The organism is Streptomyces sp. NPDC093018 (assembly GCF_040684035.1).
Lineage (GTDB): Bacteria > Actinomycetota > Actinomycetes > Streptomycetales > Streptomycetaceae > Streptomyces > Streptomyces murinus.
The window spans coordinates 834418-857266 of sequence record NZ_JBFBFF010000001.1; the positions used below are offsets into that span (position 1 = coordinate 834418).

A 22849-nucleotide genomic window follows, 5' to 3' on the forward strand; every position below is an offset into this window, starting at 1 on the left:
CGCTCCTGCCCGACGGGACGCCGGCCTTCCGGCCGCTCGGTCACCAGTCTCCGCGTCCGCCCCACGATCGCCACGGGGCCGTTCGGTCCACCTCCGGACGGCTGAACGACCCCCGCCGCGGATCCGGTCTACGGCAGGATGGGGCTCGTGCCGACCAAGCCGAGCAAGACGGACCGGACAGACCGGGCGGACCGAATGGACCGGATAGCGCTGACCGAGGACGAGCTGCGGGAGATCACGGGCTTCGCGGCCGACTGCGCCGACAGGGTCCTGCACCTGTTCGAACAGAGCCTTCCCGCCGACCCGCGCCCCCGCGAGGCCATCGAGGCGGCCCGCGCCTTCGAGGGCGGCGGCCGCCGCACCCGGGCACTGCGGATGAGCGGCTTCGCGGCGTTCCGCGCGGCACGCGAGCCCGCCGTACCGGCCGCCGCCGACGCCGCCCGCGCGGCGGGCCACGCGGCGGGCGCCGCGTTCCTCCACCCCCTCGCCGACGCCCACCAGGTCAAACACATCCTGGGCGCCGCGGCCCATGCCGCACGGGCGAGGGAACTGGCGGCCGAAGGGGATCCGGCCGTCGCCGCCGACGCCCTCGCCTGGGCACACGCACACGCCCCGGCCGCCGTCATCACCGTCCTCGGCCGCCTGCCCGCGGCTCCCGCCGGGGGCGGGCGGGTGGGCGAGTACTTGCGGGGCTTGGACGGCGCGCTGCGTGCGTGAGCGCTGCCATCGTCACGCAGCGCTCACGCACGCGGCGCGCCGTCTCCCGGCCCGCCGTCCCCGGTTCCGCGTCCCTCGGCCCTCCGGCTCCCGGTCGTCCGTCGCTCAGCCCGCCTCGCGGTGCAGGACGCGGCGTGCCGCCTCGGCCTCGGCCGCCGGTGGGGACAGTTCGTCCAGGGTGTCCAGCTCGTCGTCGGCCTCCAGTTCCCGCTCCCAGGCCGCGGCCAGCTGCTGCTGTTCGGCGTGTGGTTTCGCGCCGATGGCCGCCCGCTGGTCGGGGTCCAGAGCCGCCATGAATCGTCCGATCGCGTCCATCGGCATGCCGTGCTCCTTGTCGCGCAGAACTGCCGGTCTCAGCCCAGCATGGCCAATCGGCCGGGCGCCCGCCTCTCGGCGGCCGGTCAGACGGTCAGCTCCGTGCAAGCCGGTGCCGTGGTGGCGAGATCATGCCGGATGAACCACTCCGTGCCCATCAGCCGCTTCCACTCCGGTACGGAGAGACGGGCGAGCAGACCCGGTACGGCCCCGCGTTCCACCTCGGAGCGGTGCGCCAGCACGGCGGCGATCTTCCGCTCCAGCCAGGGTCCGACATCGACCGCCGCCGTCACCTGCTCGTCCGGCACGCTGTACGTCGTCTTGCGCTCCCCGACCACCTCCCGCAGCGCCGGCACGGCCGAGTGCGGATGGGTCGCCAGATACAGGGCGCGCGGCTGCCAGGGAGCACCGGCCTCCGGATGGAATCGCGCCAGCCCGGCGGCCTGGGCGGCGAGCACCGTCACCCGGTGCGTGTGCACATGATCCGGGTGCCCCGTCACCCCGCCGTACGCGTCGTGCGTGACGACGATCTGCGGGCGGAACGCGCGGATGTGCGCCACCAGTCGCCGTACCGCCTCGTCCAGCGGTGCGTCGCAGAACCGCGCGCGGCCCGGCGCCGACCACGGCACCCGCGCGTCGGCGTACCCCAGCAATCGGGGCTCTCCCGCGCCGAGGATGCGCAGTGCCTCGGCCAACTCGGCGGCGCGCCCGGTGTCCGCGGCCCATGTCGAGGTGACGACGCCGGTACGGGCGCCCGCGGCCGCGTGCCGGGCCAGCACCCCGCCCGCCGACAGGGACTCGTCGTCCGGGTGGGCGAACACCGCGAGCAGACTGGGCACGGACACGGACGGACCACCTTCGCCAGGGGGCGCCGGAGGACGGCTCATACCGGCCCCGCGTACGCCGTACGGACGCCACCGTACGGGCGGCGCACGGTCAGGCCGCTCACCTCGAACGACATCTCGCTCGTGCCCGGCTCCGGCGGTGGATGGTAGCGCCCGGCGCACACCGAGAGGGCGACGATGAGATGGGCCCGCCAGGCCTGCCCCACGCCCCGGTGGTCGGCGAAGACCGAGGCGCCGTTCAGCGACCAGATCACACAGCGCGGCCCGAACTCGGTGCGCAGATCCACCCAGGCGCCAGGACGGACCGCTTCGTCGTGGAGATAGCAACTGGCGCTGCGCACACGGTTGGTGAACTCCAGATGGTCGGGGTTGTCCACGTGGTACTCGAACACGTCCACCCCCTGACCGCCGTCCCGCCAGGTCCTGATCGCCGGCCAGGCACCGGTCTCCCGGGGCAGCCGCACCCGTGCCTCCAGCACATCGCCCGGCTGCACCGTGAACCCCTCCCGGCTGCCCTCCGTCGTCAGCAGCCCCGTGTTCCAGCGGCCGTCCGCCCGGCGGGTGGCCCGGAAGAGCCCCGAGCGGCAGTAGCCGGGATCGGGCACCAGCCGGTCCAGCCGGTCCTCGTCCGGATGGGCCGGGCCACCGCCCGGGAACGCCCGCGAACGGCCCGCGACCCACTGGGTCGTGGAGGCGAAGTCCGCCGTGAACACCACGTCGGTCGCGGCCGGGAAACGCGGGGCGCCCGCTAACGGGTCGCCCCGCGGCGGTTCGTCCATGTTCATCTCCATGACCGATGTCTCACCGCCTGGGAGCCGGTCATGCGCCCGCACCGTGACTCTTGGCCGGATATACCCATCCGGGTGAACGGCCGGTATGAACTCGGGCCGTCCGTACGGCTATTGCTCCGTCGTCTCGTCCTGCTCGGCCAGTCCCTCCGGGCGCCGGCCCCGGGGCTGCTGCGGCTCCGGGCGCACCGGCGGGGGCGGGACCGGGCGGTCCTGCGGCGCGTCGGTCGCCACGGTGACCGGGTCGCCGTAGTGGAGGACCGTCACCGGGTCGCCCTCCACCAGCCGGTAGCGCACCCGCGTCGGACCGATGTCCACCTTCAGCCGGCGCCCGCGCACCTGCACCGTGAACACCACCCGGGACAGCGCCTCGGGCAGCCGCGGCGCGAAGCCGAGCACATCCGGCCGCTCGTCCTTGCCGAGATGCCAGCGCAGGCCCCCGAAGCCGCCGACGACGGCGATCCACGTCCCGGCGAGGGAGGCGATGTGCAGCCCGTCGCGGGTGTTGTGCTCCAGGTCGTCCAGATCCATCAGCGCGGCCTCGGCGAGATAGGCGTACGCCAGCCGGAGGTGCCCGGTCTCGGCGGCGAGCACCGCCTGGCAGCACGCCGACAGCGAGGAGTCGCGGACCGTCAGCGCCTCGTAGTAGGCGAAGTTGCGGGCCTTCTCCTCCTCGGTGAACGCGTACGGGCACTCCAGCATCGCCAGCACCACATCGGCCTGCTTCACCACCTGCTTGCGATACAGGTCGAAGTAGGGGTAGTTGAGCAGCAGCGGATAGTTCTCTGGCGGGGTCCCCTCGAAGTCCCAGCGCTGGAAGTGCGTGTATCCGGCGGACTGTTCGTGCACGCCCAGGGCCTCGTTGTACGGGACCGCCATCCGGGCCGCCGCGTCCCGCCAGGCCGCGGCCTCCTCGTCGTCCACACCGAGTTCGTCGGCCCGGTCCGGGTGGCGGATGGCCACATCGGCCGCCGCCAGCAGATTCTGACGGGCCATCAAGTTGGTGTAGAGGTTGTCCCGGGCGATGGCGCTGTACTCGTCGGGCCCGGTGACCCCGTCGATGTGGAAGACGCCCTCCGGGTCGTGATGGCCGACGGAGCGCCACAGCCGGGCGGTGTCCACCAGGATGTCGAACCCCACCCCGCGCTCGAACTCCTCGTCCCCGGTCGCCGCGATGTACCGGACCGTGGCCAGCGCGATGTCCGCGTTGATGTGGAACGCGGCGGTCCCGGCCGGCCAGTAGGCGGAGCACTCGGCGCCGTCGATGGTCCGCCAGGGGAACACCGCGCCCTCCAGGCCCAGTTGACGAGCGCGCTCGCGGGCCGCGGGCAGGGTGCTGTGCCGCCAGCGCAGCGCCGACGCCACGGTCTCCGGCGCGGTGAACGTCAGCACCGGCATCACATACGCCTCGGTGTCCCAGAAGGAGTGCCCGTCGTACCCGGTCCCGGTCAGCCCCTTCGCGGGGATCGCCCGGTTCTCGCCGCGGGCCGCCGCCTGAAGCACATGGAAGAGGGCGAACCGCACCGCCTGCTGGATCTGCGCGTCCCCCTCCACCTCGACGTCCGCGCCCGCCCAGAACTCGTCCAGATACGCCCGCTGTTCGGCGACCAGACCGTCCCAGCCGGTGCTGACGGCGACCGCCACCGCCCCGTCCACCTGATCGTGCATGCTCGGCAGCGAACGCTCCCCGGACCAGCCGTAGGCGACGAACTTCACCAGCCGCAACGGCTGTCCGGGCGTCAGGTCCGCGGTCACCGTCAACCGGCTGACATCGGGCTCGCACTGCGCCGACCAGCGGGTGTTCTCGGGCCCCTCCACCAGATGGTCGGCGGCCGCGCCCACCCGCAGCCCGCTGCGGTCGGTGTGGTGCACCAGCCGCAGCCGGGTCTCCTCGGCGTAGTGCTCCTCGGCCGTCAGCGGGGACTCGGTCGCGGCGGCGACCCGGGGATCGCCCTCCACATGGGGGAGTTGCTCATTGGCGACCAGCTCGGACTGGATGGCCACCGAGGCCGGGCCGTCCTCCGGCTCCACCTCGTAGACGACGGCGGCCACCGCGCGCTGGGTGAAGGACACCAGCCGCCGTGAGGTGATGCGGACCGTGCGCCCGCCGGGCGAGGTCCAGCGGGCGGTGCGGCTGAGCACACCGGTACGGAAGTCCAGGACCCGCTCGTGGGACAGCAGCCGGCCGTAGCGCAGGTCGTACGGATGGTCGTCCACCAGCAGCCGGATGACCTTGCCGTCGGTGACGTTGATCGCGGTCTGGCCGGACTCGGGATAGCCGTAACCGGCCTCCGCGTACGGCAGCGGATGCCGCTCGTGGACCCCGTTGAGATAGGCGCCGGGCAGCCCGTGCGGCTCGCCCTCGTCCAGGTTGCCGCGCCAGCCGACATGCCCGTTGGACAGCGCGAACACCGACTCGCTCTGCGCGAGCACATCCAGGTTCAGTTCGGTCTCGCGCAGGGACCAGGGCTCGACGGTGTAGCTGGGATGCGTGATCACGGCGACTCCAGAAGTTCCGCCAGGTCGCGTACGACGATGTCGGCGCCGTGCGCCTGGAGCTGTTCCGCCTGCCCCACCCGGTCCACCCCCACGACCAGCCCGAACCGTCCCGCCCGCCCGGCCTCGACACCGGCCAGCGCGTCCTCGAACACGGCCGCCGCGCCGGGCTCCACGGACAGTTCCCGCGCCGCCTCCAGATAGGTGTCCGGAGCGGGCTTGCCGTGCAACCGCCGCTCGCGGGTCACCACCCCGTCGACCCGCTCGTCGAACAGGTCCGCGATACCGGCCGCGGCCAGCACGTCCCGGGCGTTCGCGCTGGACGACACCACCGCGCAGGCCAGACCCGCCGCGCGGACCTCGTGCAGAAAGCGGACCGAGCCCTCGTACGGCTCCACGCCGTCCTCCCGGATCCGGCGCAGCACCAGCTCGTTCTTGCGGGCGCCCAGCGCCTGGACCGTCTCGGCGTCCGGCGGATCCTGCGGCGACCCCTCGGGCAACCGCACCCCGCGCGCCGCGAGGAACGTCCGCACCCCGTCCTCCCTTGGCCGCCCGTCCACGTACTCGTCGTAGTCCCGCACCGCGTCGAAGGGCACGAACTGTGTGCCCTCCCGCTGCGCGCGTTCTCGCAAGTAGGCGTCGAACATCTCCTTCCAGGCCGCCGCGTGCACCTTGGCGGTCTGGGTGAGCACCCCGTCGAGATCGAACAGACAGGCGCGTACATGTGCGGGAAGCCGGGGCATGCTCCGAGGCTAGGAGCCACCGGTGACCGACGCCGACGGGACACCGGCCCGGCGCGCCGGAAGGCACCCGCTCGGTGGAGGCGTGCGCCGGGGCGCATGACAGGATGCGCGGATCATGAGTGCTGACTGGTACATCCTCATCGAGGAAGACATACGGGACACGAAACATCATCAGGCCATCGAGTTCAGGCTGCACCACTGGAAGCTGGCGGCCGCGCACCGCGTCAAGGGGGACGAGGCCAGGATCGCCGCCGTGGCCGAGGACGCGGCGCTGCACTACCTGCCCACCACTCTGACCCGCCACGCCAAACCGGGGGACCAGCCCGCGCGGCACGCCTTTCTCGCCCAGGACGGCTCGTGGGTGGTCCTCGTCGGGCTGCGGGGACACCAGTGCCACATACGGGTGAGCACCGCCCGTCTCATGCATGTGCACGAGGAGAAGGAGACCCCGCCGAAGACCCTCAAGGAGATGCTCCGCGGCGCCTGGGAGGGGCCGCCGCCCCTGGAGCCGCCCTGGTCCCCGCCGCCGGAGGCCGAGGACCAGGACGAATCCGCACCCGGTACCGGGCGATGACCGGAACCGGACCGTACTGGCGGAGAGGGCAGGATTTGAACCTGCGTGGACCCCATAAGGATCCGACCTCGAGGCGAGCTCTTCGGTCCCCGATAAGCCACTCCGGGCACCTCTCCTTGTTCCTGGTCCGGGGCGGTGCCCCGTTCCGTTCACAAGAAGAGGATGGCAGCGGCCCCTGACGAGGTGCTGATGCGTTCCTGACGCGTCAGGAACGGCCCCGGGGGCAGGAGATGTCCGCGGCCGGCAGCCGGTCGGTCGCGAGGTAGGCGTCCACCGCGTCGTCCACGCACGCGCTGCCGAAGATCCCGAACACGGCGTGCTGATCGGCGTCGTGCAGGGTTATCAGGCGGGAGCTGGGCCAGCCGCGGTGGACCGTCTCGGCGCCGGAGTAGAGGGTGCGCGGGTCGCCGGTGGCGTTGACCAGCAGGGCCGGGAGGTCGGTGCGGATGGTGGTCGGTGCCTCGCGCGGAGGAGCCCAGAACGCGCAGGCGTTGATGTTGTTCGTGACGGGAGCGAACAGCCGGTCCTCGGGATCGGCCCGCCGCAGATCGCGCCAGTAGGACTCCGGATCGCGGGGCGCGGCCCCGTCGGCGCACAGGATCGCCGTCTGCGCGCTGCCGTACCCGGAGTCGTGTCCCGTCAGCAGGAACTGGAGCACGTCGGCCAGCCAGGGGGACGGGGACACCGGGTGCCCCTCGGCGGCGCGCCGCAGGTCCCGCACCCCCTGGGCGAAGTCGCCGAAGGCCGAGGGGTTGTCCTGGGAGAGGCCGTTGAACATGACGGTGGGGACGATCTGGTCGTCCACCCGGTACTCGCCCACCCGCAGCGGAGCGCGCTCGGCGGCCGACTGGATCGCCTCCACCGTCGCGAGGACCGCGCTCCCGGTACGGCCCAGGCCGTAGTCCTTGTCGCGGGCGGCGGCCCAGTCCGCCCAGTCGCTCAGGGCGTGCTTCCCGGCGGCTTCCGTGCCCCGCAGCAGCCGGGGACCGTAGCGGGCGGGGTCGATCACACCGTCGAGGACCACCCGGTCGGTGCGGCCGGGGAACATCGTGGTGTACACCTCGCCGAGGTAACTGCCGTACGAGTAGCCGAGATAGGAGATCCGGCGCTCGCCCAGCGCGGCCCGGATGACATCCATGTCGCGGGCGGTGTCGCGGGTGCTGGCGTACGGCACCAGGTCGCCCGCGCGGGTGCGGCAGCGGCGGGCGAGGTCGGCGGAGAAGGATGTCATGCGATCGAAGTCGGCACGGTCCTTGCCCGCCCCGCGGATCATGCTGCCGGTCGGCCATCCGCAGTCCAGCGTGGTGCTGCGGCCCACGAAGCGGGGATCCACCCCCACCACGTCGTACCGGCCGCCGACGTCCTTCATCGCCTTGCGCACCCACGGCGGATCACCGATGGTCTGCCCGCCGGGACCGCCGCTGTTGAGCACGAGCGCGCCGATGCGGTGCGCGGGGTCGGTGGCCCGGATCCGGGAGAGCGCGACGGTGATCGTCCGGCCGTCGGGGTGTGTGTAGTCCAACGGCACGGTGACTTCGGTGCATTGGGCGCCCGCCTGCTCCAGTTCCTTGCCGGTCTCGTCGTCCGGGCCGAGCAGACAGCTCTTCCAGGTGAGGTGCTGGTGGTGGTAGCGGGCCAGGGGATCGGCGGGTGCCGCCGAGGCGGCGGGGGCGGCGGGGGCGGCGCTCAGGGTGAGCGCTCCGGCCAGGCACAGCGCGGCCACCGGACCGGTCCGTGCCATGAGCCCGCGTAAGCGGTGGCCACGGCGCAGGTCGCCCGCGAGGGAGGTGGTCATGCGGTTGTCCTTCCATTGGGGGAGCCTTCGTCGCAGAAGGCCTTGTCCACGACGTCGAGGAAGTCCAGTTCGGCCTGGAGCGTCGCGGGTATCTCGTTCAGTGCCACGGCGACGCTGCGTCCACCCGGTCCCTCGGCCACCAGCGCCCGGTGCCCGCCCGGTACCGTCCCGGCATGCCCCCACCAGGCGCCGCCGCAGGACAGCGGGGTCGTGATCAGACCGAGTCCGTAGCGCGCACCGGGCCAGAGCCGGTCGGGGTCGGCGGCCACCGTGCGCCGCATCTCGGCGAGTTGGGCCGCCGGCAGCAGCCGCCCGCCGAACAGCGCGGTGGCGAACCGTGTCAGGTCCTCCGGGGTGGACACCAGGGCACCGCCGACGTCCCCGAAGGTCATGTTCCAGTCGGTGCCGTCGACCCGGTGGCCCGCGGCGTCCGTGAAGTAGCTCTGGGAATGGGGGCCTTGGATCCGGGGGTCGTCGCCGGGCCAGTAGGTGTCGCGCAGCCCGAGCGGCACGATGACGCGCCGGGTGATCTCCGCCTCGGGCGAGTGCCCGGTGACCGCCCGGACGATCAGCCCGGCGACGACGTAGTTGGTGGTCGCGTAGTGCCAGGACTGCTCCGGATGCGGCAACCGGAGCGCAGCGGCTATGAGTTCGCGCGGCTCGAAGTGGCGACGGCGCAGCGCTTCCGGGTTCGCCCACTCGGGTGCTTCGAGGTAGTCGGGCAGACCGCTGGTGTGCTGGAGGAGCCGGCGGACGGTGATCCGGCGGCCGTCGTAGCCATGTCCCTGGATCAGGCCGGGCAGATAGCGCTCGACCGGGGCGTCCAGGGACAGCCGGTGCTCGGCGGCGAGCTGCAGGACCACGGTGGCGGTGAACGTCTTGGTGATGCTGCCGATCCGCAGCCGGTCCGTGGTGTTCGTACGGCGGCCGGTGCGCAGGTCGGCCACCCCGTCCGTGACGGACCAGCGCGCGCAACCCGGCGCTGCGGCACGCCCGTCGACGAGGACCGCGGCTCCGGCGATCCGGTCCGCGGTGACCAGCCGGTGCACCGACCGCCGTACCGCCTCGTGCGTGCCGCACGCCCGGGACGTGTCCGGTGCCCGGGCGGCGGCCAGGGGCGCGGCGAGCAGGACCAAGGTGACGGCCCCGGCCACGAGCGCGGTACCTCTGCGAAGCGCGGGTGAAAGTAAAGGAATTGCCATGCGCACCACGGTAGAGATCACCCACGACACGATCACTCCGGCTGGCAGCCGGACCGGTACGGGGGCCAGCACCAGCGCGCGAGCGGGGGCAGACCGGAAGCCCCTCGGTCGGCTATCCCACGGTGAGCGCCTTGCCGTACACCGTGGAACTGCGTCGCACCGTCATCCCGATCCGCTCGTACAGCGCCAGCGCTCCCGTGTCCGAATGCGTCCACAGGACACAACTGCGCCTGCCCTGGAGGTAGAAGGCGCGGAACGCCTCGCGCAGCAGCAGCCGCGCGATACCCCGGTTGCGCTGATCGCGGCGGACGGCGACCCGCTCGACGTACCCCTCACCCCCGTCCACGTACCCCTCGCCGCCGTCCAGGCCCCCCGCGTCCAGCGACAGCACCGCACCGACCAGCCGATCGCCCTCGAAGGCGAGCGGTGACGCCGACGGGGCGAACGTCGCCCGCCCGACCGTGAGCCGCGCCCACTCGGCGTACGGCTTGCGCCGCTGCTGCCACTCGTCGAACGCGTCCTCGGTGAGCCGGTACGCGGACTCCTCGTCGCCCGCGCGAAACGCCCGCACCGTGATCCCCGCGGGCGGCTCCGGAACCTCCGGTTCGCCGGGCAGCGGCATCTCCAGCAGCCACTCGGTGACCACCCTGACGTACCCGCCCGAGCGCAGCAGTGCCGCGGCCGCGAGATCGCTGTCGGAGACCGTCTGGGACAACCGGTCGCCGCCCAGCTCCCGGGCCCGCGCCTCGGACCAGGCGAGCAGGGCGGTGCCGAGCCCCCGACCGCGGTGCTCTGGATGCACATGGACGGTGGCCCGCCGCCCCCGCACCCAGCCCCATGCGGCCGGATCCCCTGCGGGACCGGTGACCAGCACCGTGTCACACGCCGCAGCGGCCCCGGCCATGCCGAGATCGGCCGCGATGCGATCGGCGTCGGTCGCGGCCAGGCCGTGCAGCGCGCGCTCGCCCGCGCCGACCAGGCGGTGCACCGCGTCGGTGTCGGCGGTGGTGGCGGGGCGGACTCGATAGCCGGCCGGCCATGCTCCTGCGGAAGGATCAGCCATGGATGAACCCTGCACCGGGGCACCCCACCGGAAACAGGGAGAAGGCCCCCGGCCGGCGCTGACACCGGCCGGGGGCCTCTTCATGCCCGGTCGGGTGCGTCAGCCGTCGTTCTCCGACGACGGGATGTACGCGCCCGGGACGTCGTTCGGCGCGTACAGCTTCTTCTCACCGGGGTAGGGCTTGGCCCAGTTGTGGGTCTGGTACCACGTGTAGTGGTTCATCTAGTGGTTCATCTGGGCCGGGTTGGCGTAGTCGGGCACCGCGTTCGGCCCGGTCAGGTGCTGCTCGGACTTCCAGCTGTCCCACCGCGCCGCGAGCGGCTTCTCGGTCGTCGGCGACATCGCGCAGACCGACCTCGGTGAGCACCTCCCCGATCCCCGCCGTGCGCGCGTCGCGCCCGCGCAGTGCGGCCAGCGCGGCCGGGTTCTGCCGGGCGGTCGACGAGGGGTACAGGCCGGGCCCGTCGACGAATCCGGCCACTCCGTCAACGGCCGAAAGAGCGCGCCCGACCGGCACACCGAGGATCTCCAGAGTGCCCCCGTCGGCGGCGGCGAGCCCCAGCAGCAGGCCGAGCAACGTCGTCTTACCCCTTCGGGACCGCAAGGACCGTGGGCGTGCGCCGAAGGACCCTGACAGGGAGGTGAGTTGAACGTTCCGGGAACGAGGGACAACAGGTGCTCGACACATCGCGCGCCCTTCGCACCCGGCCCGATCCGGACCGCGTGACACCCCCGCCCTCACCCGCGCGTGCGCGTCCGGCGCCTCCCGTGCCCCACGGGTGGGGGCGCCGCAGCGGTCACCCCAGAGCGCGTTCCGCCCGGCAGGGGGCCCGTGCCGCGATGCCCGGCCGGCGGCGCGCGCGGTCCGGGCACACAGCCTGGCCGGGTACCCTGCTCCCCCCACCGCGCAGGCCGTCGTATTGCCGAACCATGACCGGACACCGGCGTACAGGTGGCGTCGGCCAGGCCCTACACTCACTTGGTAGCCGCAAGCAACGGAATGTGAGTGATGATCGGCACAGAGAGCCGCAGAGGCCATGAGGGCGCCGTACGGACGGATGCCGTGCGGGCGGACGACGCACGTACGGACGACGCACCGTCCGCCGGGGCGGCGTACACCGCGACCGCGATCGCCGACGCGGTGGGCGCCGAGGCCGCGGTGATCGCGGAGACCGTGGGTGCCGAGGCTCCGGCGATCGCGGAGACCATGGGCGCCGAGGCCGCCGCGTCGGGCCTGGGCGCCGAGATGGTCCGCCTCATGCGGCTCTTCGCCGCCTGGACCCAGCGCGCCGGATTCGAGTGCGGGGCCGCCGACCGTGTGCTGCTCGCCCGGCTGGTGACCTGCGGCCGGTGCCGCGCGACCGATCTCGCGGCGGACGTCTTCCTCGACCTGTCGACGGTCAGCAGGCAGGTGCGCTCGCTGGTGGACCGCGGCCTGGTGGAACGCCACCCGGACCCGGAGGACCGGCGCGGCTCGCTGCTCAGCGCGACCGAGGCCGGTCGCGCCGCGTACCAGAGCGCCGTACACCGCCGCGAGGCGGAGCTGACCCGACTCCTCGAACCGTGGCCGGTCGAGGACCGCACCCTTCTCACCCGTCTGCTGAAGCGCCTCAACGACGACCTGGTGGACAGCACGTATACGAGCCTCGGAACCGGGCAGCACCCGGTGGGCGAGGCGAGGCAAGGAGATCTGCACGCATGACCATGTCCGCGTCCCCGGCCCGCGGGGGAACAACAGCGATATCCGCGTCGCCGCCGCCACCGGCCGGCCGGCTGACGCACCGCCAGATCATGACGATCCTCAGCGGTCTCATGCTGGGCATGTTCCTCGCCGCCCTCGACCAGACCATCGTCAGCACCTCGATCCGCACCATCGCGGACGATCTGCACGGACTCAGCGCGCAGGCGTGGGTCACCACCGCCTACCTGATCACGTCGACCATCAGCACCCCGCTGTACGGCAAGCTCTCCGACCTCTACGGCCGCAAACCCTTCTTCCTCGCGGCCATCACGATCTTCATCGCCGGCTCGGCGGCCTGCTCCTTCGCCACCTCGATGAACGAGCTGTCGGCCTTCCGCGCCTTCCAGGGCATCGGCGCCGGCGGTCTGATGTCGCTGGCGCTCGCGATCATCGGTGACATCGTGCCGCCCCGCGAGCGCGCCCGGTACCAGGGCTACATGCTCGCCATGTTCGGCTCCTCCAGCGTCCTCGGCCCGCTGATCGGCGGCTTCCTTGCCGGTCGCAGCAGCATCCTGGCCATCGCGGGCTGGCGCTGGGTGTTCCTCGTCAACGTCCCGGTCGGCATCATCGCGCTCTTCGTCGTCGCCAAGGTGCTGAACCTTCCGCACACCCGGCGCGAGCACCGCATCGACTGGTGGGGCGCGCTCACCATCGCCATCGGCGTGGTGCCGCTGCTGCTGGTGGCCGAGCAGGGTCAGACCTGGGGCTGGACCTCCACCAATTCGTACGTCTGCTACGCCGTCGGCGTGGTCGGCCTGATCGCCTGGGTCTTCGTGGAGCGGGCGATGGGCGACGAGGCGCTGATCCCGATGCGCCTGTTCCGCAGCTCCGTGTTCAGCAAGATGAGCCTGCTGTCCGTGCTCATCGGTATGGGCATGTTCGGCGGGATGATGATGGTCCCGCTGTACCTCCAGATCGTGAAGGGCGTCAGCCCCACCAAGTCCGGCCTGCTGATGCTGCCGCTGATGGTGGGCATGATCGCCGGCACCATGGTGGTCGGCCGCATCATCTCCAAGACCGGCAAGTACAAGATCTTCCCGATCATCGGCACGGTGCTGCTGGTCGCCGCCATGCTGCTGTTCCACTACCGGGTCCAGTGGGACAGCCCGCTGCCGGAGACCATGGCCTACATGGCGCTGTTCGGCCTCGGCCTCAGCGGCTGTATGCAGATCCTGACCCTGGCCGTGCAGAACTCCGTCGAGCCCAAGGACATGGGCGTCGCCACCGCGTCGGCCACCTTCTTCCGGCAGATGGGCGGCACCGCCGGTACGGCGATCTTCCTGTCCGTGCTGTTCAGCACCGTCGGCGACAAGATCAGCTCCGCGTTCCGGTCGGCCGCCCAGACGCCCGCGTTCCAGGCCGCCCTGCACGACCCCGCCGTGCGCGCCGACCCGGCGAACGCGCCCGTGCTGGACATGCTCAAGCACCCCGCGGCGAGCGGCGGCGGCTCGGGCGTGCTGGACGACTCCTCCTTCATCCAGCAGCTCGACCCGCGGCTGGCCCAGCCCTTCAAGGAGGGCTTCACCGACGCCATGCACGTGGTGTTCCTGTGCGCCGCGGCCATCATGGTGCTCGGCTTCCTGGTCGCGGTGTGGACCAAGGAGGTGCCGCTGCGCAAGGTCTCCGGCCTGGAGGCCCGCGCCGCCGAGGCGAACGGCACCCAGGCCGAGGCCGCCGATGTGAAGGACGCCCAGGTGAACGCCGTGGCGGCCGACAGCGGCCAGGCGCCCGCCGTCCCGCTCGTCGAGGACGCTCCGGTGGCCGTGGAATCCGGGCCCGCCACGGGGCGGCTCGTGCGCGGTCGGGTCCTCGACGGCGCGGACGCCCCGGTTCCGCAGGCGGCGGTCACCCTGATCGACGTCCGCGGCCGGCAGCTCGACCGCGCGGTCAGCGGTGTGGACGGCACCTACACGGTGTCGGTGCCCGGCGCCGGCACCTATGTGCTGATCGGCGCCGCCGGTGCCCGTCAGCCGCAGGCCGTCACCGTGCTGGTCGGCGACGAGCCGGTGGTCTGCGATCTCGTCCTCGGCGGCAGCAGCGCCGCGCTCGCCGGCTCCGTCCGGGACGCGGCCCAGGGCAACCCGCTGCCGGGCGCCCTGCTGGTCGCGACCGACCTGCGCGGTGAGGTCGTGACCTCCACGACCTCCGCCGCCGACGGTGGCTTCTCGCTGGCGGACCTGGTCCCGGGCAGCTACACCCTCGCCGTGAACGCGCCGGGTTACCGTCCGGCCGCCGTCCCCGTCGAGGTCGCCCCGGGTGCGGCCGAGCCCTGCGAGATCCGTCTCGAAGCCGGTGCCCAGCTGCACGGCGTCATCAGCGCCGCCACCGGCGGGCCGCTCGGCGATGCCAAGGTGACGCTGCTGGACGCGGCCGGCAATGTGCTCGGCACCGCGACCACCGGCGCCGACGGTGCCTACGGGTTCACCGACCTCGACCTCGGTGAGTACACCGTCATCGCCAGCGGGTACGCCCCGGTCGCCACCTCCGTCCGCGTGGACGCGGGCGGCACCACGGACTTCGACCTCGAACTGTCCCACGAGGACACCGCCAAGTAGCGAGTGCGAAGCACCCACAGGGGAGTCCGACCAGGGCCCGCGATCCACCGGATCGCGGGCCCTGCCGTCATGCGCGGGCCCCTCGCAGGGACCGGCGCCTCGAAGGGGGCAGCCGCCCGGTCAGTCCGCGTCGTCCGGCGGCAGGCTCGGCACATCGGCCCGGAAGAGGCTGATCAGCAGTCCGTACGGTGCCCCGTGCGCGGGGTCCGCCGGATGCGGACCCTCGGCCAGCGCACGCACCCGCTCCTCCAGGGCGTGCGCTTCGGCGTCGCTGAGCCAGAGATGGCGCAGCACCGTGTCCGACGCCTGTCCCGGCTCGCTCGGCACCATCTCGTCGAGTGCGGCCCTGATCAGGAACTCGGCCCCGCCGGTACCCTCCGGATCCATCGTGAAGGTGCGGCTGACCAGCGCGAAGTACTGCTCGGTGCCGCCGCGCACCTGACGGGTCTCGGCGAGCCGCACGAGCCCGGCCTCGCGCAGCACCCGTACGTGGTAGCCGATGGTGCCCTTGCTCATCCCGAGCGCACCGGCGAGCTGGCGCAGCGTCGCGGGGCGCTGGCGCAGCAGATTGACCATGCGATGCCGTATCGGGTGCCCGAGGGCTTTGAACTGCGCGGTCGAGTGCAGCACCAGATGGCCCTGCTCGTCGTAGCTGTTCTCGGGGGCGTCGTCGGGTGGCTGTTGCGCTGCCATGAGGGGAAGTGTCTATGAAACTAAATGCTTTTGACAACTTCGCCGCGGGGGCCGCAGAATCCTGCGTCAAGGAAGTGGCGACAAATCTCGCCACTTAACCGGATGGCCGTCACCAAGGAGTTCCATGCCCCTGTCCACAGCCCATGTCGCCACCGCGCGCTCCGCCCGCTACATCAAGCAACTCGTCTCCCACATGGACCACAAAGCCACTGCCACACTCACCCCCGACGGTCGCGGCACCATCACGGTCACCGCCGGCACCTGCACGCTCACGCCCACCCCGGACCGGCTTGAGCTGACCGCCAGTGCGCCCGGCGAGGAGCGACTGGCCCGGGTCGAGGACGTGATCGCCCGCCATCTGGTGCGCTTCGCCGCCCAGGAGCGGATCACGGTCGAGTGGACGGCTCCGCTGTACGGCGGCGACCTGGACCCGACCCACCCCCTCGTCGGCGAGTACCTGCTCGCCCATCACACTCCGGCAGACGACATCCTCGGGGAACTGGCCCTCGCCACCCGTGAGGCCGCCGGCGACGCCGCGCATATGCAGGTCTCCGCCGACGAGGGCGCCCTGCTCACCATGCTGACCCGGCTGACGGGCGCTCGTCTCGCCGTCGAGGTCGGCGTCTTCACCGGTTACTCGTCCCTGTGCATCGCCCGCGGCCTGGCCGCCGGTGGACGGCTGCTGGCCTGCGACGTCAGCGAGGAGTGGGCGGCGATCGGGCGGCCGTACTGGGAACGCGCGGGCGTCGCCGATCGGATCGACCTGCGTATCGCCCCGGCGCTGGAGACGCTGCGCGCGCTGGCTCCCGAACCGGTCGTCGACATCGCCTTCATCGACGCGGACAAGGAGAACTACCCGTTCTACTACGAGGAGTTGGTGTCCCGGCTGCGTCCCGGTGGCCTGGTGGTGCTGGACAACGTCTTCCTCGGCGGGCGGGTCCTCGACCCGGCGTACCGGGAGGATCGCTATGTGACGATGCGGCGGCTCAATGATCTGATCGCAGCGGACGAGCGGGTGGATTCGGTGATGCTGCCGGTGCGGGACGGGGTGACGGTCGCGCGGCGGCGTTGAGGTGGAGCGGGCGGGTGCCGCTGTCACCCGTTGGTGTGGGCGGTGATCCAGGCGGCCAGGGGCTGATCGTCGGCGGTGGCCGGTCCGCCCGTGTCCTCGGTGGGGCTGGGTGGCAGGTCAGGGGCGCAGGAGAGGGGGGTGGCGGAGAGCTGGAGGTGGGTGAGGTAGCCGTAGGGGCCCTCGTCGGCGGAGGGGCCGAGGATCAGAGCGTGGGTGGGGGTGCGCCAGACGCGGTGCGTCAGCGCCGGACCGTGGGCCGTGGTGTGCGCGGAGCGCAGGGTCCGCTCCGGGGCCGTGCCGAGCACCTCGGTGACCGCCCCCGCCGCCTGCGCGAGGACGGCCTCGCAGTCCTGATCGGTGGCGGGCCGTGTGCCGCGCCAGCCGGGCAGCTGCTCCCACCCCTCCATGTACCCGTTCAGCCAGGTGCCGTTGACCATTCTCTCGTCGTCCGGGTCCACGGGGTACATCTCCCCGAAGACGAGGAAGGCGCGCGCCTTCAGCTCTCCGAACGGGCTGAAGACATCGCTGCACAGCACATGCCCGTGCCCGGTGCGGAACGACTCGCACACCAGGTCCTCCCACTGCCAGCCGCGCCGCCGCAGCTCCGCCTCGACGGCGGCGTCGTCGTCCTCGTCCACGGGGAGCGCGTACGGCAGGGCGACCAGTTCGGCGACGGCCTCCGCGGTCAACGGCCGGTGGGCGAGGGCGTGTACGGGTATCGGCATGGCGATCACCCTAGAGTGCCGGGCAGTTGGTTCCGTGACCGGCACGGGCCGTCCGTGAGGGGCCGCTTGAGGTTCGCGAGGACGACGGCTCAGTGTGCCGCTTGACTTAGAGAGCACTCCAATTCGTAGCGTTCCGGGCATGAGTACTGCACAGCACAAGATCGGGTCCGGATTCGGCGCCACCAGCACCGCCGACGAGGTTCTGGAGGGCATCGACCTCAGCGGCAAACTCGCCCTGGTCACCGGGGGCTACTCGGGGATCGGGCTGGAGACCACACGCGCGCTCGTCAAGGCCGGCGCCCGGGTCGTCGTACCGGCGCGTCGCCCGGAGACCGCGGAGCAGGCGCTGGCCGGGCTGGCCGGTGTCGAGGTGGACGAGCTGGATCTCGGGGACCTGGAGAGCGTGCGCCGGTTCGCGGAACGGTTCCTCGCCTCCGGGCGCGGCCTGGACATCGTGATCGACAGCGCCGGGATCATGGCCTGCCCCGAGACGCGGGTGGGCGACGGCTGGGAGGCGCAGTTCGCCACCAACCACCTCGGCCACTTCGCCCTCGTCAACCGGCTGTGGCCCGCGATCGCGCCGGGCGGCGCCCGGGTCGTCTCCGTGTCCTCGCTCGGCCACCACACCTCCGGCATCCGCTGGGACGACATCCACTGGCGGCAGGGCTACGACAAGTGGGAGGCGTACGGCCAGGCCAAGACCGCCAACGTCCTGTTCGCCGTCCAGCTCGACAAGCTCGGCCGCGATGCCGGGGTCCGCGCCTTCGCCCTGCACCCCGGGGGCATCCTCACGCCGCTCCAACGGCACCTGGCCCAGGAGGAGATGGTCGAGCGCGGCTGGATCGACGAGCACGGCAACCTGCTCCACCCCGAGGTGTTCAAGACCCCGCAGCAGGGCGCGGCCACCCAGGTCTGGGCGGCGACCTCCCCGCAGCTCGACGGTCTCGGCGGCCTCTACCTGGAGGACTGCGACATCGCCGGGCCCGCCCCGGACACCGGCGAGCGCGAAGGCGTCAAGGACTGGGCGATCGACCCGGAGCAGGCGGCCCGGCTGTGGACCCTGTCGGCCGAGCTGACCGGGGTGGACGCGTTCGCGTCCTGACCGGCACCGGCCGGCCCGCACGGTCGGCGGGGCGCGGCGTCCGCCGCCGCCACCCGTCCGGCACACCGGACCCGCGCCGCCTCCGCGCCGCGCGCTCCCGCGTGCGCCGTTGACGTGCGGACCCGCTGAAGTTGAACGCGGGCGCCGATGTCGTCCTCGGGCGGGTGCACCTGGGGATCTCGGGTGCGGGACGTCGGCGGCGGGGCCCACCTTGCCGTGGGCGAACTGGGCGAACTGGGCGCCAGGGCGGGCAGAGCCGTCGAGGATGTCGGTCAGGGCGCCGGGCACGCCGTGGAGGGCGGCGGGCGCGGCGCCGGGCGGGTGGTGGAGGACGTCTCCGGCCGGGGCGCCCCCGGCCGGGAGTACCGTGACGTCCTCGTCGCCTACCGCCTCGCGGCCCGTCTTCTCTCGTCTACCACCGGTACCAACGCCCCCGGCGGCCACCGCTCCCGGAGGGCCGGACGACGAAGCCCAGCAGCCACAGCACGAGCACGATCACCGCGATCCACCACAGCGCCTGGAGTGCGAAACCCGCGCCGAAGAGGATCAGGGCCAGAAGGAGAACCAGAATCAGGGGAACCATCGCTATCAACCTCCTGGCCACCGAATGCCCTTGCTTCGTTTCCGCAAGCACACAAGAGACCGGTTACTTCCACGGAACGAAGGGAAAGGACACACGTTCGGATGGTTTGCTCTCCGTCCTCTCGGCCGACGTGCCCCCGTGGCCTCACCATCTGCTCGGGCCGCGCACGCGGTCCGGGTGAGGATGGAGGCAGATCGATGAGCGCGACGCGACGTTCGATGCTGGGCGCGGCCATGGCCGCGCCATTACTGGCCCACTTCACGGGTGCGGCGTCCGCCGCCACCGCCGCGCCAGGCACCCTGGGCACGGTCTCCGACGGCTGGGTCGAGGTCCGCTGGACCGCGCAGGCGCAGGCGCTGCTCGACCGCTTCCAGGCGGTGGTGGAGGCGGTGGCCCCGGCGCAGTCGGTCAAGGACGCCCAGGGCGGAGCGATCCGGTTCCCGGTACGGTCCGGGCAGGGCGACCCATCACTGGCGGACCCCCGGCAGGCCCATGGTGACGGCCTGCTCGACGGCGGGGTCCAGATCCGCACTCCGGACGGAACCGTACAGGTGACCGACCTGGGCGGCGCCCTCCAGGACGGACTGGCGTCCGGCAAGGCACTGGCCAACGGAGTCGAGGTCGGGCATCCCGCGGTGGTCCGGCCGGGCTGGGACAAGGCGGTGCTGCGCACGGAGAGCGTCCCGCTGGGCAGGCCGATGAAGGTCCGGGTCACCGATGTACCGCTGCGGCCCACACCGGAGGTGGTGGAGGCGTTCACCAGCACTTTCGGTGCGGCCGGCCTCACCACGGACACCGTGCTGGGGTACATGACCGCCGAGGGCGTCTACACCCCGCCGAAGGCGTGACCGGTCGTCCGGGACAGGTGTCCGTACGACCTGAGGGCATCCGTTCAACCCGCCCGGACCGGCGTCTCACCGTCGGCCTGGGCGGGCACACCGGCGCTGCTGCCCCTGTCACCGTCCCCGCCGTAGCGCCGCTCGCGTGCCGTGTAGGCGGTGACGGCGTCGCGCAGCCGGGTCAGGTCGTACTCGGGCCAGGGAGCGGGGTCGAAGTACAGCTCGGCGTAGGCGAGTTGCCAGGGAAGGAAGTTGCTGATCCGCTGTTCGCCCGAGGTGCGCACCAGGAGGTCGACGTCGGGCAGCTCGGGCACGTACAGATGCCGGGCGAGATCGGCGGGGCCGATGTCCTCGGGGCGGATCGTGCCCGCCACCGCCTCGGCGGCCAACGCGCGGGCGGCGGCGGTCAGTTCGTCCCGGCCGCCGTAGTCCACGCAGACGGTGAGCATGAGTACGTCGTTGTGGCAGGTCATGCTCTCCACCAGCGCGATCGAGGACGCCAGCGAGGGATCGATCCGGTCGCGCCGCCCGCACCAGCGCACCTGCACCCCGAGACCGTGCAGCCATCGCGCGCCCCGGGTGATCCCGTCCGCGAGGGCGTCGAAGAGGGCGGCCAACTCCCCTTGCGGGCGGTCCCAGTTCTCCGTGGAGAAGGCGTAGACGCTGAGGTGCCGGATGCCCAGCCGCAGCGCCGCGTTGACCAGCCGCAGGGCCGCGCGTTCGCCCGCGTGATGCCCCTGCGAGGCCGGCAGACCGCGGGCCTGGGCCCAGCGCCGGTTGCCGTCCATGATCACCGCGAGATGGCCGGGCACGGTCCCGGGAACCGGCCGGGCCCGGCGGCGGCGCGCCCCGTCGCCCAGGCTCAGCGGCTCGATGCCGTCCGTCAGTACCTCGGACCGCAGCAGGGCGACCTCGTCGTAGTGCAGCTGCGCGCCGAGCAGGAGGGCGTGGACGAACGGCCGGTACGGCGCCCCGACCATGCCGGTGACCGGGACCGCCTCGTCCAACAGGGCGCGCCAGTGCCCGAGTTGGACCTCGATGAACGCGTCCAGCCGCTCCCGAAGCGCCTCGTCCCGCAGATCACCGGTGTCCAGTCCGAACCGGCGCAGGTCGGCTCTGGGCAGATAGCAGCGGCCCGCCGCCAGATCGGCCGGCAGATCCTCGAACAGGTCACCCATCTGACACGCCTCGGCCAGCACCGACACCAGCCGCAGGGCCTCCGTCCCCTGCGGCTGAACCAGGGCGGCCCACAGCTCGGCCGTGGCCCCCGAACATCCGCGCAGATAGCGCCGCAGATCGCCGAAGGACTCGTACACCGGCGGGGCCGCGCAGTCGGCCCGGATCGCCGCCAGGTGCTCCTCGATCAGCGTCCGGTCGAGCTTCCGCCCGCGCACGGTGTCCACGAACGCCCGCCGTACCGGGTCCACGCTGTGCCCGGACCGCAGATCGGCCAGGGTGCCGGCCTCCCAGCGGGCGAATCGCCGCTCGCGCTCCCCGGGCGGCCCTTCGTCGGCGATCCGGTCCGTCCGCACCACCCAGCCGGCGATGGCGTGGACGAACGGACGGACCTCCACGGGCAACAGGGTGCCGATCAACGTCCACAGCCGGGGCACGAACCGCCGCACCTCCGCCTCGCACTCCTCGTACGCCGCACCCAGCTCCGCCGAACCCCCGAACACCGGGGCCGCCCCCACACCTTCGTCCCCCACACCTTCGTCCCTCACCATGCCGACCCTCCCCATCCGGCCCCCGCGACCGGCGGCCTCCGCCACGGCTAACGACCCCCGGGCCGCATACGGTGCGCTCAACCGCGCGCGGCCGCCTCGGCAGCCCGGCAGGCGGCGCAGATGACCTGGGCCCCGTGGCCGTACCGGTGGGTGAGCCCCTGGCAGCGCGGGCAGTACCCGACCTGGTCCGGCGCACAGCCCAGCAGATGCGCGGCGGCGGCCCGGTCCGTGACGGGGTCGATGCGTCGCGGCTTCTCCTCCATGGACGCGAATGTACGACTGCCGCAGGGGCCCGGCATCTGCGGCGCCGGGCCCCTTGCAGGTGACCGGGCGGCGGGGCCGGGGTCAGTTCTCCGGCAGTGACGCGAGGGCGGCCATCCGCCGCAGGCGTCGGAAGTACTCGATCTCCTCGGCCTCGGTGAGCAGGGGGAGAACCTGGTCCAGGTCCAGGACGCACCGGTCGGCGATCTTCAGGCGCCGCGTGTCGGGGGAGCCGTCGCGGTCGAGCCAGGAGGAGACGCATCCGGCGATGCTCGCGTCGAGCAGCACCATGTCGACACCGGCCCGCTCGGCGCCCCGTAGGCCGGGTGGGAAAGGCGCGGCCATGTGGGCCTGCCACAGGCGGGTCAGAGTGGTTCGGTGATCGCGCGTCTCAGGCATCCGGTCGGCTTCCCCTCAGGTCGTCCGCGACCAGTGAGAACAGGACCAGATCGACCCGTCCGTCATGCACGAACCCGGCGTTGCGCAGGATGCCCTCCTGGTGGAAGCCGGCCGCGAGGGCGGTCTTCCGGGAGGCGGTGTTGGCGGTGGCGGCGCGGAGTTCGAGGCGTTCGAAGCGGTGGTCGGTCAGCGCCCAGTGGGCCAGGGCGCGGGTCGCCTCGGCGGCGATGCCGTGGCCGCGGGCCCAGGGGGAGACCCAGTAGCCGACCTCGCTCGTCAGCCCCCGCCAGTCGGTCTTCTTCAGCCCGACGGTTCCCGTCAGTCGCCCGGTGCGGGTGTCGGTGACGGCGAAGTGGATGCCGTCACCGGACTCGCGCAGGGCGTGGGAGACGGATGTGCACCAGGCGGTGGCGGCGTCCAGGGTGTAGGGGCGGGGGAGCGGAAGCCAGTGCTGGGTGAGCGTGTCGCAGCAACTCGCCCGGGTGTCCTGGGCGTCGGCGGCCGTGAACGGGCGCAGGACCAGACGGTCCGTGCGCAGCACTGTCTCCGGGAACATCCGGCCGTCCGTCCGTGCGTGATCATTTGGCGCGCCCGAATGTAACAGGCCCGCCGCG

At 72.4% G+C, this 22849-nt stretch carries 22 protein-coding genes and 3 pseudogenes; 7 read left to right on the forward strand and 18 right to left on the reverse strand.

The annotated features are described in order from the left end of the window. The first annotated feature begins 147 nt into the window (after nt 1-147). The gene (locus AB0N90_RS03675) at nt 148-717 is read left to right on the forward strand and encodes a putative immunity protein (protein ID WP_365192707.1); all 570 of its coding nucleotides are present in this window, start codon (nt 148-150) and stop codon (nt 715-717) included. A 105-nt stretch (nt 718-822) separates the two neighbouring features. Here the strand turns inward: AB0N90_RS03675 and AB0N90_RS03680 are convergent, their stop codons facing one another. From AB0N90_RS03680 to AB0N90_RS03700, 5 genes are all read right to left on the reverse strand, one after another. Next, the gene (locus AB0N90_RS03680) at nt 823-1038 is read right to left on the reverse strand and encodes a hypothetical protein (RefSeq protein ID WP_365192709.1); all 216 of its coding nucleotides are present in this window, start codon (nt 1036-1038) and stop codon (nt 823-825) included. 80 nt (nt 1039-1118) lie between these two features. Next, a complete protein-coding gene (locus AB0N90_RS03685; RefSeq protein ID WP_365192710.1) occupies nt 1119-1877 on the reverse strand; it encodes a PIG-L family deacetylase in 759 nt (252 codons plus the stop codon). Nucleotides 1878-1915: 38 nt separating this feature from the next. Next, nucleotides 1916-2656 (reverse strand): beta-glucanase, encoded by a 741-nt coding sequence (locus AB0N90_RS03690; RefSeq protein WP_365192712.1) that lies wholly within the window; start codon nt 2654-2656, stop codon nt 1916-1918. A 120-nt stretch (nt 2657-2776) separates the two neighbouring features. Next, the gene (locus tag AB0N90_RS03695; RefSeq protein ID WP_365192714.1) at nt 2777-5164 is read right to left on the reverse strand and encodes a glycosyl hydrolase family 65 protein; all 2388 of its coding nucleotides are present in this window, start codon (nt 5162-5164) and stop codon (nt 2777-2779) included. Continuing rightward, nucleotides 5161-5904, reverse strand: a complete 744-nt coding sequence (locus AB0N90_RS03700) for a beta-phosphoglucomutase family hydrolase (RefSeq protein WP_365192715.1) — start codon at nt 5902-5904, stop codon at nt 5161-5163. The genes AB0N90_RS03695 and AB0N90_RS03700 overlap by 4 nt, the downstream gene beginning before the upstream one ends. A 115-nt stretch (nt 5905-6019) precedes the next feature. On the opposite strand from AB0N90_RS03700, the gene AB0N90_RS03705 reads away from it, so the two are divergent. Next, nucleotides 6020-6478, forward strand: a complete 459-nt coding sequence (locus AB0N90_RS03705) for a hypothetical protein (protein WP_361679439.1) — start codon at nt 6020-6022, stop codon at nt 6476-6478. A gap of 17 nt (nt 6479-6495) precedes the next feature. On the opposite strand, the pseudogene AB0N90_RS03710 reads toward AB0N90_RS03705, so the two are convergent. The 6 genes and pseudogenes from AB0N90_RS03710 to AB0N90_RS03735 all read right to left on the reverse strand — a co-directional run. Next, nucleotides 6496-6594: pseudogene (locus AB0N90_RS03710) on the reverse strand. Between the two features lie 89 nt (nt 6595-6683). After that, nucleotides 6684-8219, reverse strand: a complete 1536-nt coding sequence (locus AB0N90_RS03715; protein ID WP_365192818.1) for an alpha/beta hydrolase — start codon at nt 8217-8219, stop codon at nt 6684-6686. 50 nt (nt 8220-8269) lie between these two features. Next, entirely contained in the window at nt 8270-9427 is a 1158-nt protein-coding gene (locus AB0N90_RS03720; RefSeq protein WP_365192717.1) for a serine hydrolase domain-containing protein, read from the reverse strand. Between the two features lie 160 nt (nt 9428-9587). After that, nucleotides 9588-10538 (reverse strand): GNAT family N-acetyltransferase, encoded by a 951-nt coding sequence (locus AB0N90_RS03725; protein WP_365192719.1) that lies wholly within the window; start codon nt 10536-10538, stop codon nt 9588-9590. A 99-nt stretch (nt 10539-10637) separates the two neighbouring features. After that, nucleotides 10638-10865: pseudogene (locus AB0N90_RS03730) on the reverse strand (hypothetical protein); the annotation flags it as partial. Further along, nucleotides 10864-11127: pseudogene (locus AB0N90_RS03735) on the reverse strand (ABC transporter ATP-binding protein); the annotation flags it as partial. The pseudogenes AB0N90_RS03730 and AB0N90_RS03735, both read right to left, overlap by 2 nt. A 618-nt stretch (nt 11128-11745) precedes the next feature. On the opposite strand from AB0N90_RS03735, the gene AB0N90_RS03740 reads away from it, so the two are divergent. Together AB0N90_RS03740 and AB0N90_RS03745 are read left to right on the forward strand one after the other, a co-directional pair. Then, on the forward strand, nt 11746-12240 hold the full coding sequence (locus tag AB0N90_RS03740) for a MarR family winged helix-turn-helix transcriptional regulator (protein WP_365192820.1): 495 nt from the start codon (nt 11746-11748) through the stop codon (nt 12238-12240). After that, nucleotides 12237-14834: an MFS transporter gene (locus tag AB0N90_RS03745; protein ID WP_361679430.1), complete on the forward strand. Its 2598-nt coding sequence runs from the start codon at nt 12237-12239 to the stop codon at nt 14832-14834. The genes AB0N90_RS03740 and AB0N90_RS03745 overlap by 4 nt, the downstream gene beginning before the upstream one ends. Before the next feature lie 120 nt (nt 14835-14954). Here the strand turns inward: AB0N90_RS03745 and AB0N90_RS03750 are convergent, their stop codons facing one another. Then, nucleotides 14955-15527 (reverse strand): winged helix-turn-helix domain-containing protein, encoded by a 573-nt coding sequence (locus tag AB0N90_RS03750; protein ID WP_365192721.1) that lies wholly within the window; start codon nt 15525-15527, stop codon nt 14955-14957. A gap of 124 nt (nt 15528-15651) precedes the next feature. Between AB0N90_RS03750 and AB0N90_RS03755 the strand changes: the two genes are divergently transcribed. Beyond that, nucleotides 15652-16599, forward strand: coding sequence for a DUF2218 domain-containing protein (locus AB0N90_RS03755; protein WP_365192722.1), 948 nt, complete (start codon nt 15652-15654; stop codon nt 16597-16599). 23 nt (nt 16600-16622) lie between these two features. Here the strand turns inward: AB0N90_RS03755 and AB0N90_RS03760 are convergent, their stop codons facing one another. Beyond that, the gene (locus AB0N90_RS03760) at nt 16623-17324 is read right to left on the reverse strand and encodes a hypothetical protein (protein WP_365192724.1); all 702 of its coding nucleotides are present in this window, start codon (nt 17322-17324) and stop codon (nt 16623-16625) included. A 139-nt stretch (nt 17325-17463) separates the two neighbouring features. Between AB0N90_RS03760 and AB0N90_RS03765 the strand changes: the two genes are divergently transcribed. Then, the gene (locus AB0N90_RS03765; protein ID WP_361679418.1) at nt 17464-18426 is read left to right on the forward strand and encodes an SDR family NAD(P)-dependent oxidoreductase; all 963 of its coding nucleotides are present in this window, start codon (nt 17464-17466) and stop codon (nt 18424-18426) included. A gap of 412 nt (nt 18427-18838) precedes the next feature. Here AB0N90_RS03765 and AB0N90_RS03770 read toward each other — a convergent pair whose 3' ends face one another. Beyond that, on the reverse strand, nt 18839-19009 hold the full coding sequence (locus tag AB0N90_RS03770; RefSeq protein WP_361679415.1) for a hydrophobic protein: 171 nt from the start codon (nt 19007-19009) through the stop codon (nt 18839-18841). A 197-nt stretch (nt 19010-19206) separates the two neighbouring features. On the opposite strand from AB0N90_RS03770, the gene AB0N90_RS03775 reads away from it, so the two are divergent. Then, a complete protein-coding gene (locus tag AB0N90_RS03775) occupies nt 19207-19857 on the forward strand; it encodes a hypothetical protein (protein WP_365192726.1) in 651 nt (216 codons plus the stop codon). Nucleotides 19858-19901: 44 nt separating this feature from the next. On the opposite strand, the gene uppS is transcribed toward AB0N90_RS03775, so the two are convergent. The 4 genes from uppS to AB0N90_RS03795 form a co-directional block, all read right to left on the reverse strand. Next, nucleotides 19902-21575: a polyprenyl diphosphate synthase gene (gene uppS / locus AB0N90_RS03780; protein ID WP_365192728.1), complete on the reverse strand. Its 1674-nt coding sequence runs from the start codon at nt 21573-21575 to the stop codon at nt 19902-19904. Between the two features lie 77 nt (nt 21576-21652). Beyond that, a complete protein-coding gene (locus AB0N90_RS03785; protein ID WP_365192730.1) occupies nt 21653-21838 on the reverse strand; it encodes a hypothetical protein in 186 nt (61 codons plus the stop codon). An 82-nt stretch (nt 21839-21920) separates the two neighbouring features. Beyond that, the gene (locus AB0N90_RS03790) at nt 21921-22181 is read right to left on the reverse strand and encodes a hypothetical protein (RefSeq protein WP_365192732.1); all 261 of its coding nucleotides are present in this window, start codon (nt 22179-22181) and stop codon (nt 21921-21923) included. Between the two features lie 46 nt (nt 22182-22227). Continuing rightward, nucleotides 22228-22791, reverse strand: coding sequence for a GNAT family N-acetyltransferase (locus AB0N90_RS03795; protein WP_365192733.1), 564 nt, complete (start codon nt 22789-22791; stop codon nt 22228-22230). Nucleotides 22792-22849 lie beyond the last annotated feature (58 nt).

Bases quoted from the DNA above. Each gene is read 5' to 3' on its own strand.
- AB0N90_RS03700 (WP_365192715.1), bottom strand. From the start codon at position 5,904: ATGCCCCGGCTTCCCGCACATGTACGCGCCTGTCTGTTCGATCTCGAC.
- AB0N90_RS03715 (WP_365192818.1), bottom strand. From the start codon at position 8,219: ATGGCACGGACCGGTCCGGTGGCCGCGCTGTGCCTGGCCGGAGCGCTC.
- AB0N90_RS03775 (WP_365192726.1), top strand. From the start codon at position 19,207: ATGAGCGCGACGCGACGTTCGATGCTGGGCGCGGCCATGGCCGCGCCA.
- AB0N90_RS03745 (WP_361679430.1), top strand. From the start codon at position 12,237: ATGACCATGTCCGCGTCCCCGGCCCGCGGGGGAACAACAGCGATATCC.
- AB0N90_RS03680 (WP_365192709.1), bottom strand. From the start codon at position 1,038: ATGCCGATGGACGCGATCGGACGATTCATGGCGGCTCTGGACCCCGAC.
- AB0N90_RS03760 (WP_365192724.1), bottom strand. From the start codon at position 17,324: ATGCCGATACCCGTACACGCCCTCGCCCACCGGCCGTTGACCGCGGAG.
- AB0N90_RS03740 (WP_365192820.1), top strand. From the start codon at position 11,746: ATGGGCGCCGAGGCCGCCGCGTCGGGCCTGGGCGCCGAGATGGTCCGC.
- AB0N90_RS03795 (WP_365192733.1), bottom strand. From the start codon at position 22,791: ATGTTCCCGGAGACAGTGCTGCGCACGGACCGTCTGGTCCTGCGCCCG.
- AB0N90_RS03725 (WP_365192719.1), bottom strand. From the start codon at position 10,538: ATGGCTGATCCTTCCGCAGGAGCATGGCCGGCCGGCTATCGAGTCCGC.
- AB0N90_RS03770 (WP_361679415.1), bottom strand. From the start codon at position 19,009: ATGGTTCCCCTGATTCTGGTTCTCCTTCTGGCCCTGATCCTCTTCGGC.
- AB0N90_RS03750 (WP_365192721.1), bottom strand. From the start codon at position 15,527: ATGGCAGCGCAACAGCCACCCGACGACGCCCCCGAGAACAGCTACGAC.
- AB0N90_RS03755 (WP_365192722.1), top strand. From the start codon at position 15,652: ATGCCCCTGTCCACAGCCCATGTCGCCACCGCGCGCTCCGCCCGCTAC.
- uppS (WP_365192728.1), bottom strand. From the start codon at position 21,575: ATGGTGAGGGACGAAGGTGTGGGGGACGAAGGTGTGGGGGCGGCCCCG.
- AB0N90_RS03790 (WP_365192732.1), bottom strand. From the start codon at position 22,181: ATGGCCGCGCCTTTCCCACCCGGCCTACGGGGCGCCGAGCGGGCCGGT.
- AB0N90_RS03705 (WP_361679439.1), top strand. From the start codon at position 6,020: ATGAGTGCTGACTGGTACATCCTCATCGAGGAAGACATACGGGACACG.
- AB0N90_RS03785 (WP_365192730.1), bottom strand. From the start codon at position 21,838: ATGGAGGAGAAGCCGCGACGCATCGACCCCGTCACGGACCGGGCCGCC.
- AB0N90_RS03690 (WP_365192712.1), bottom strand. From the start codon at position 2,656: ATGGACGAACCGCCGCGGGGCGACCCGTTAGCGGGCGCCCCGCGTTTC.
- AB0N90_RS03765 (WP_361679418.1), top strand. From the start codon at position 17,464: ATGAGTACTGCACAGCACAAGATCGGGTCCGGATTCGGCGCCACCAGC.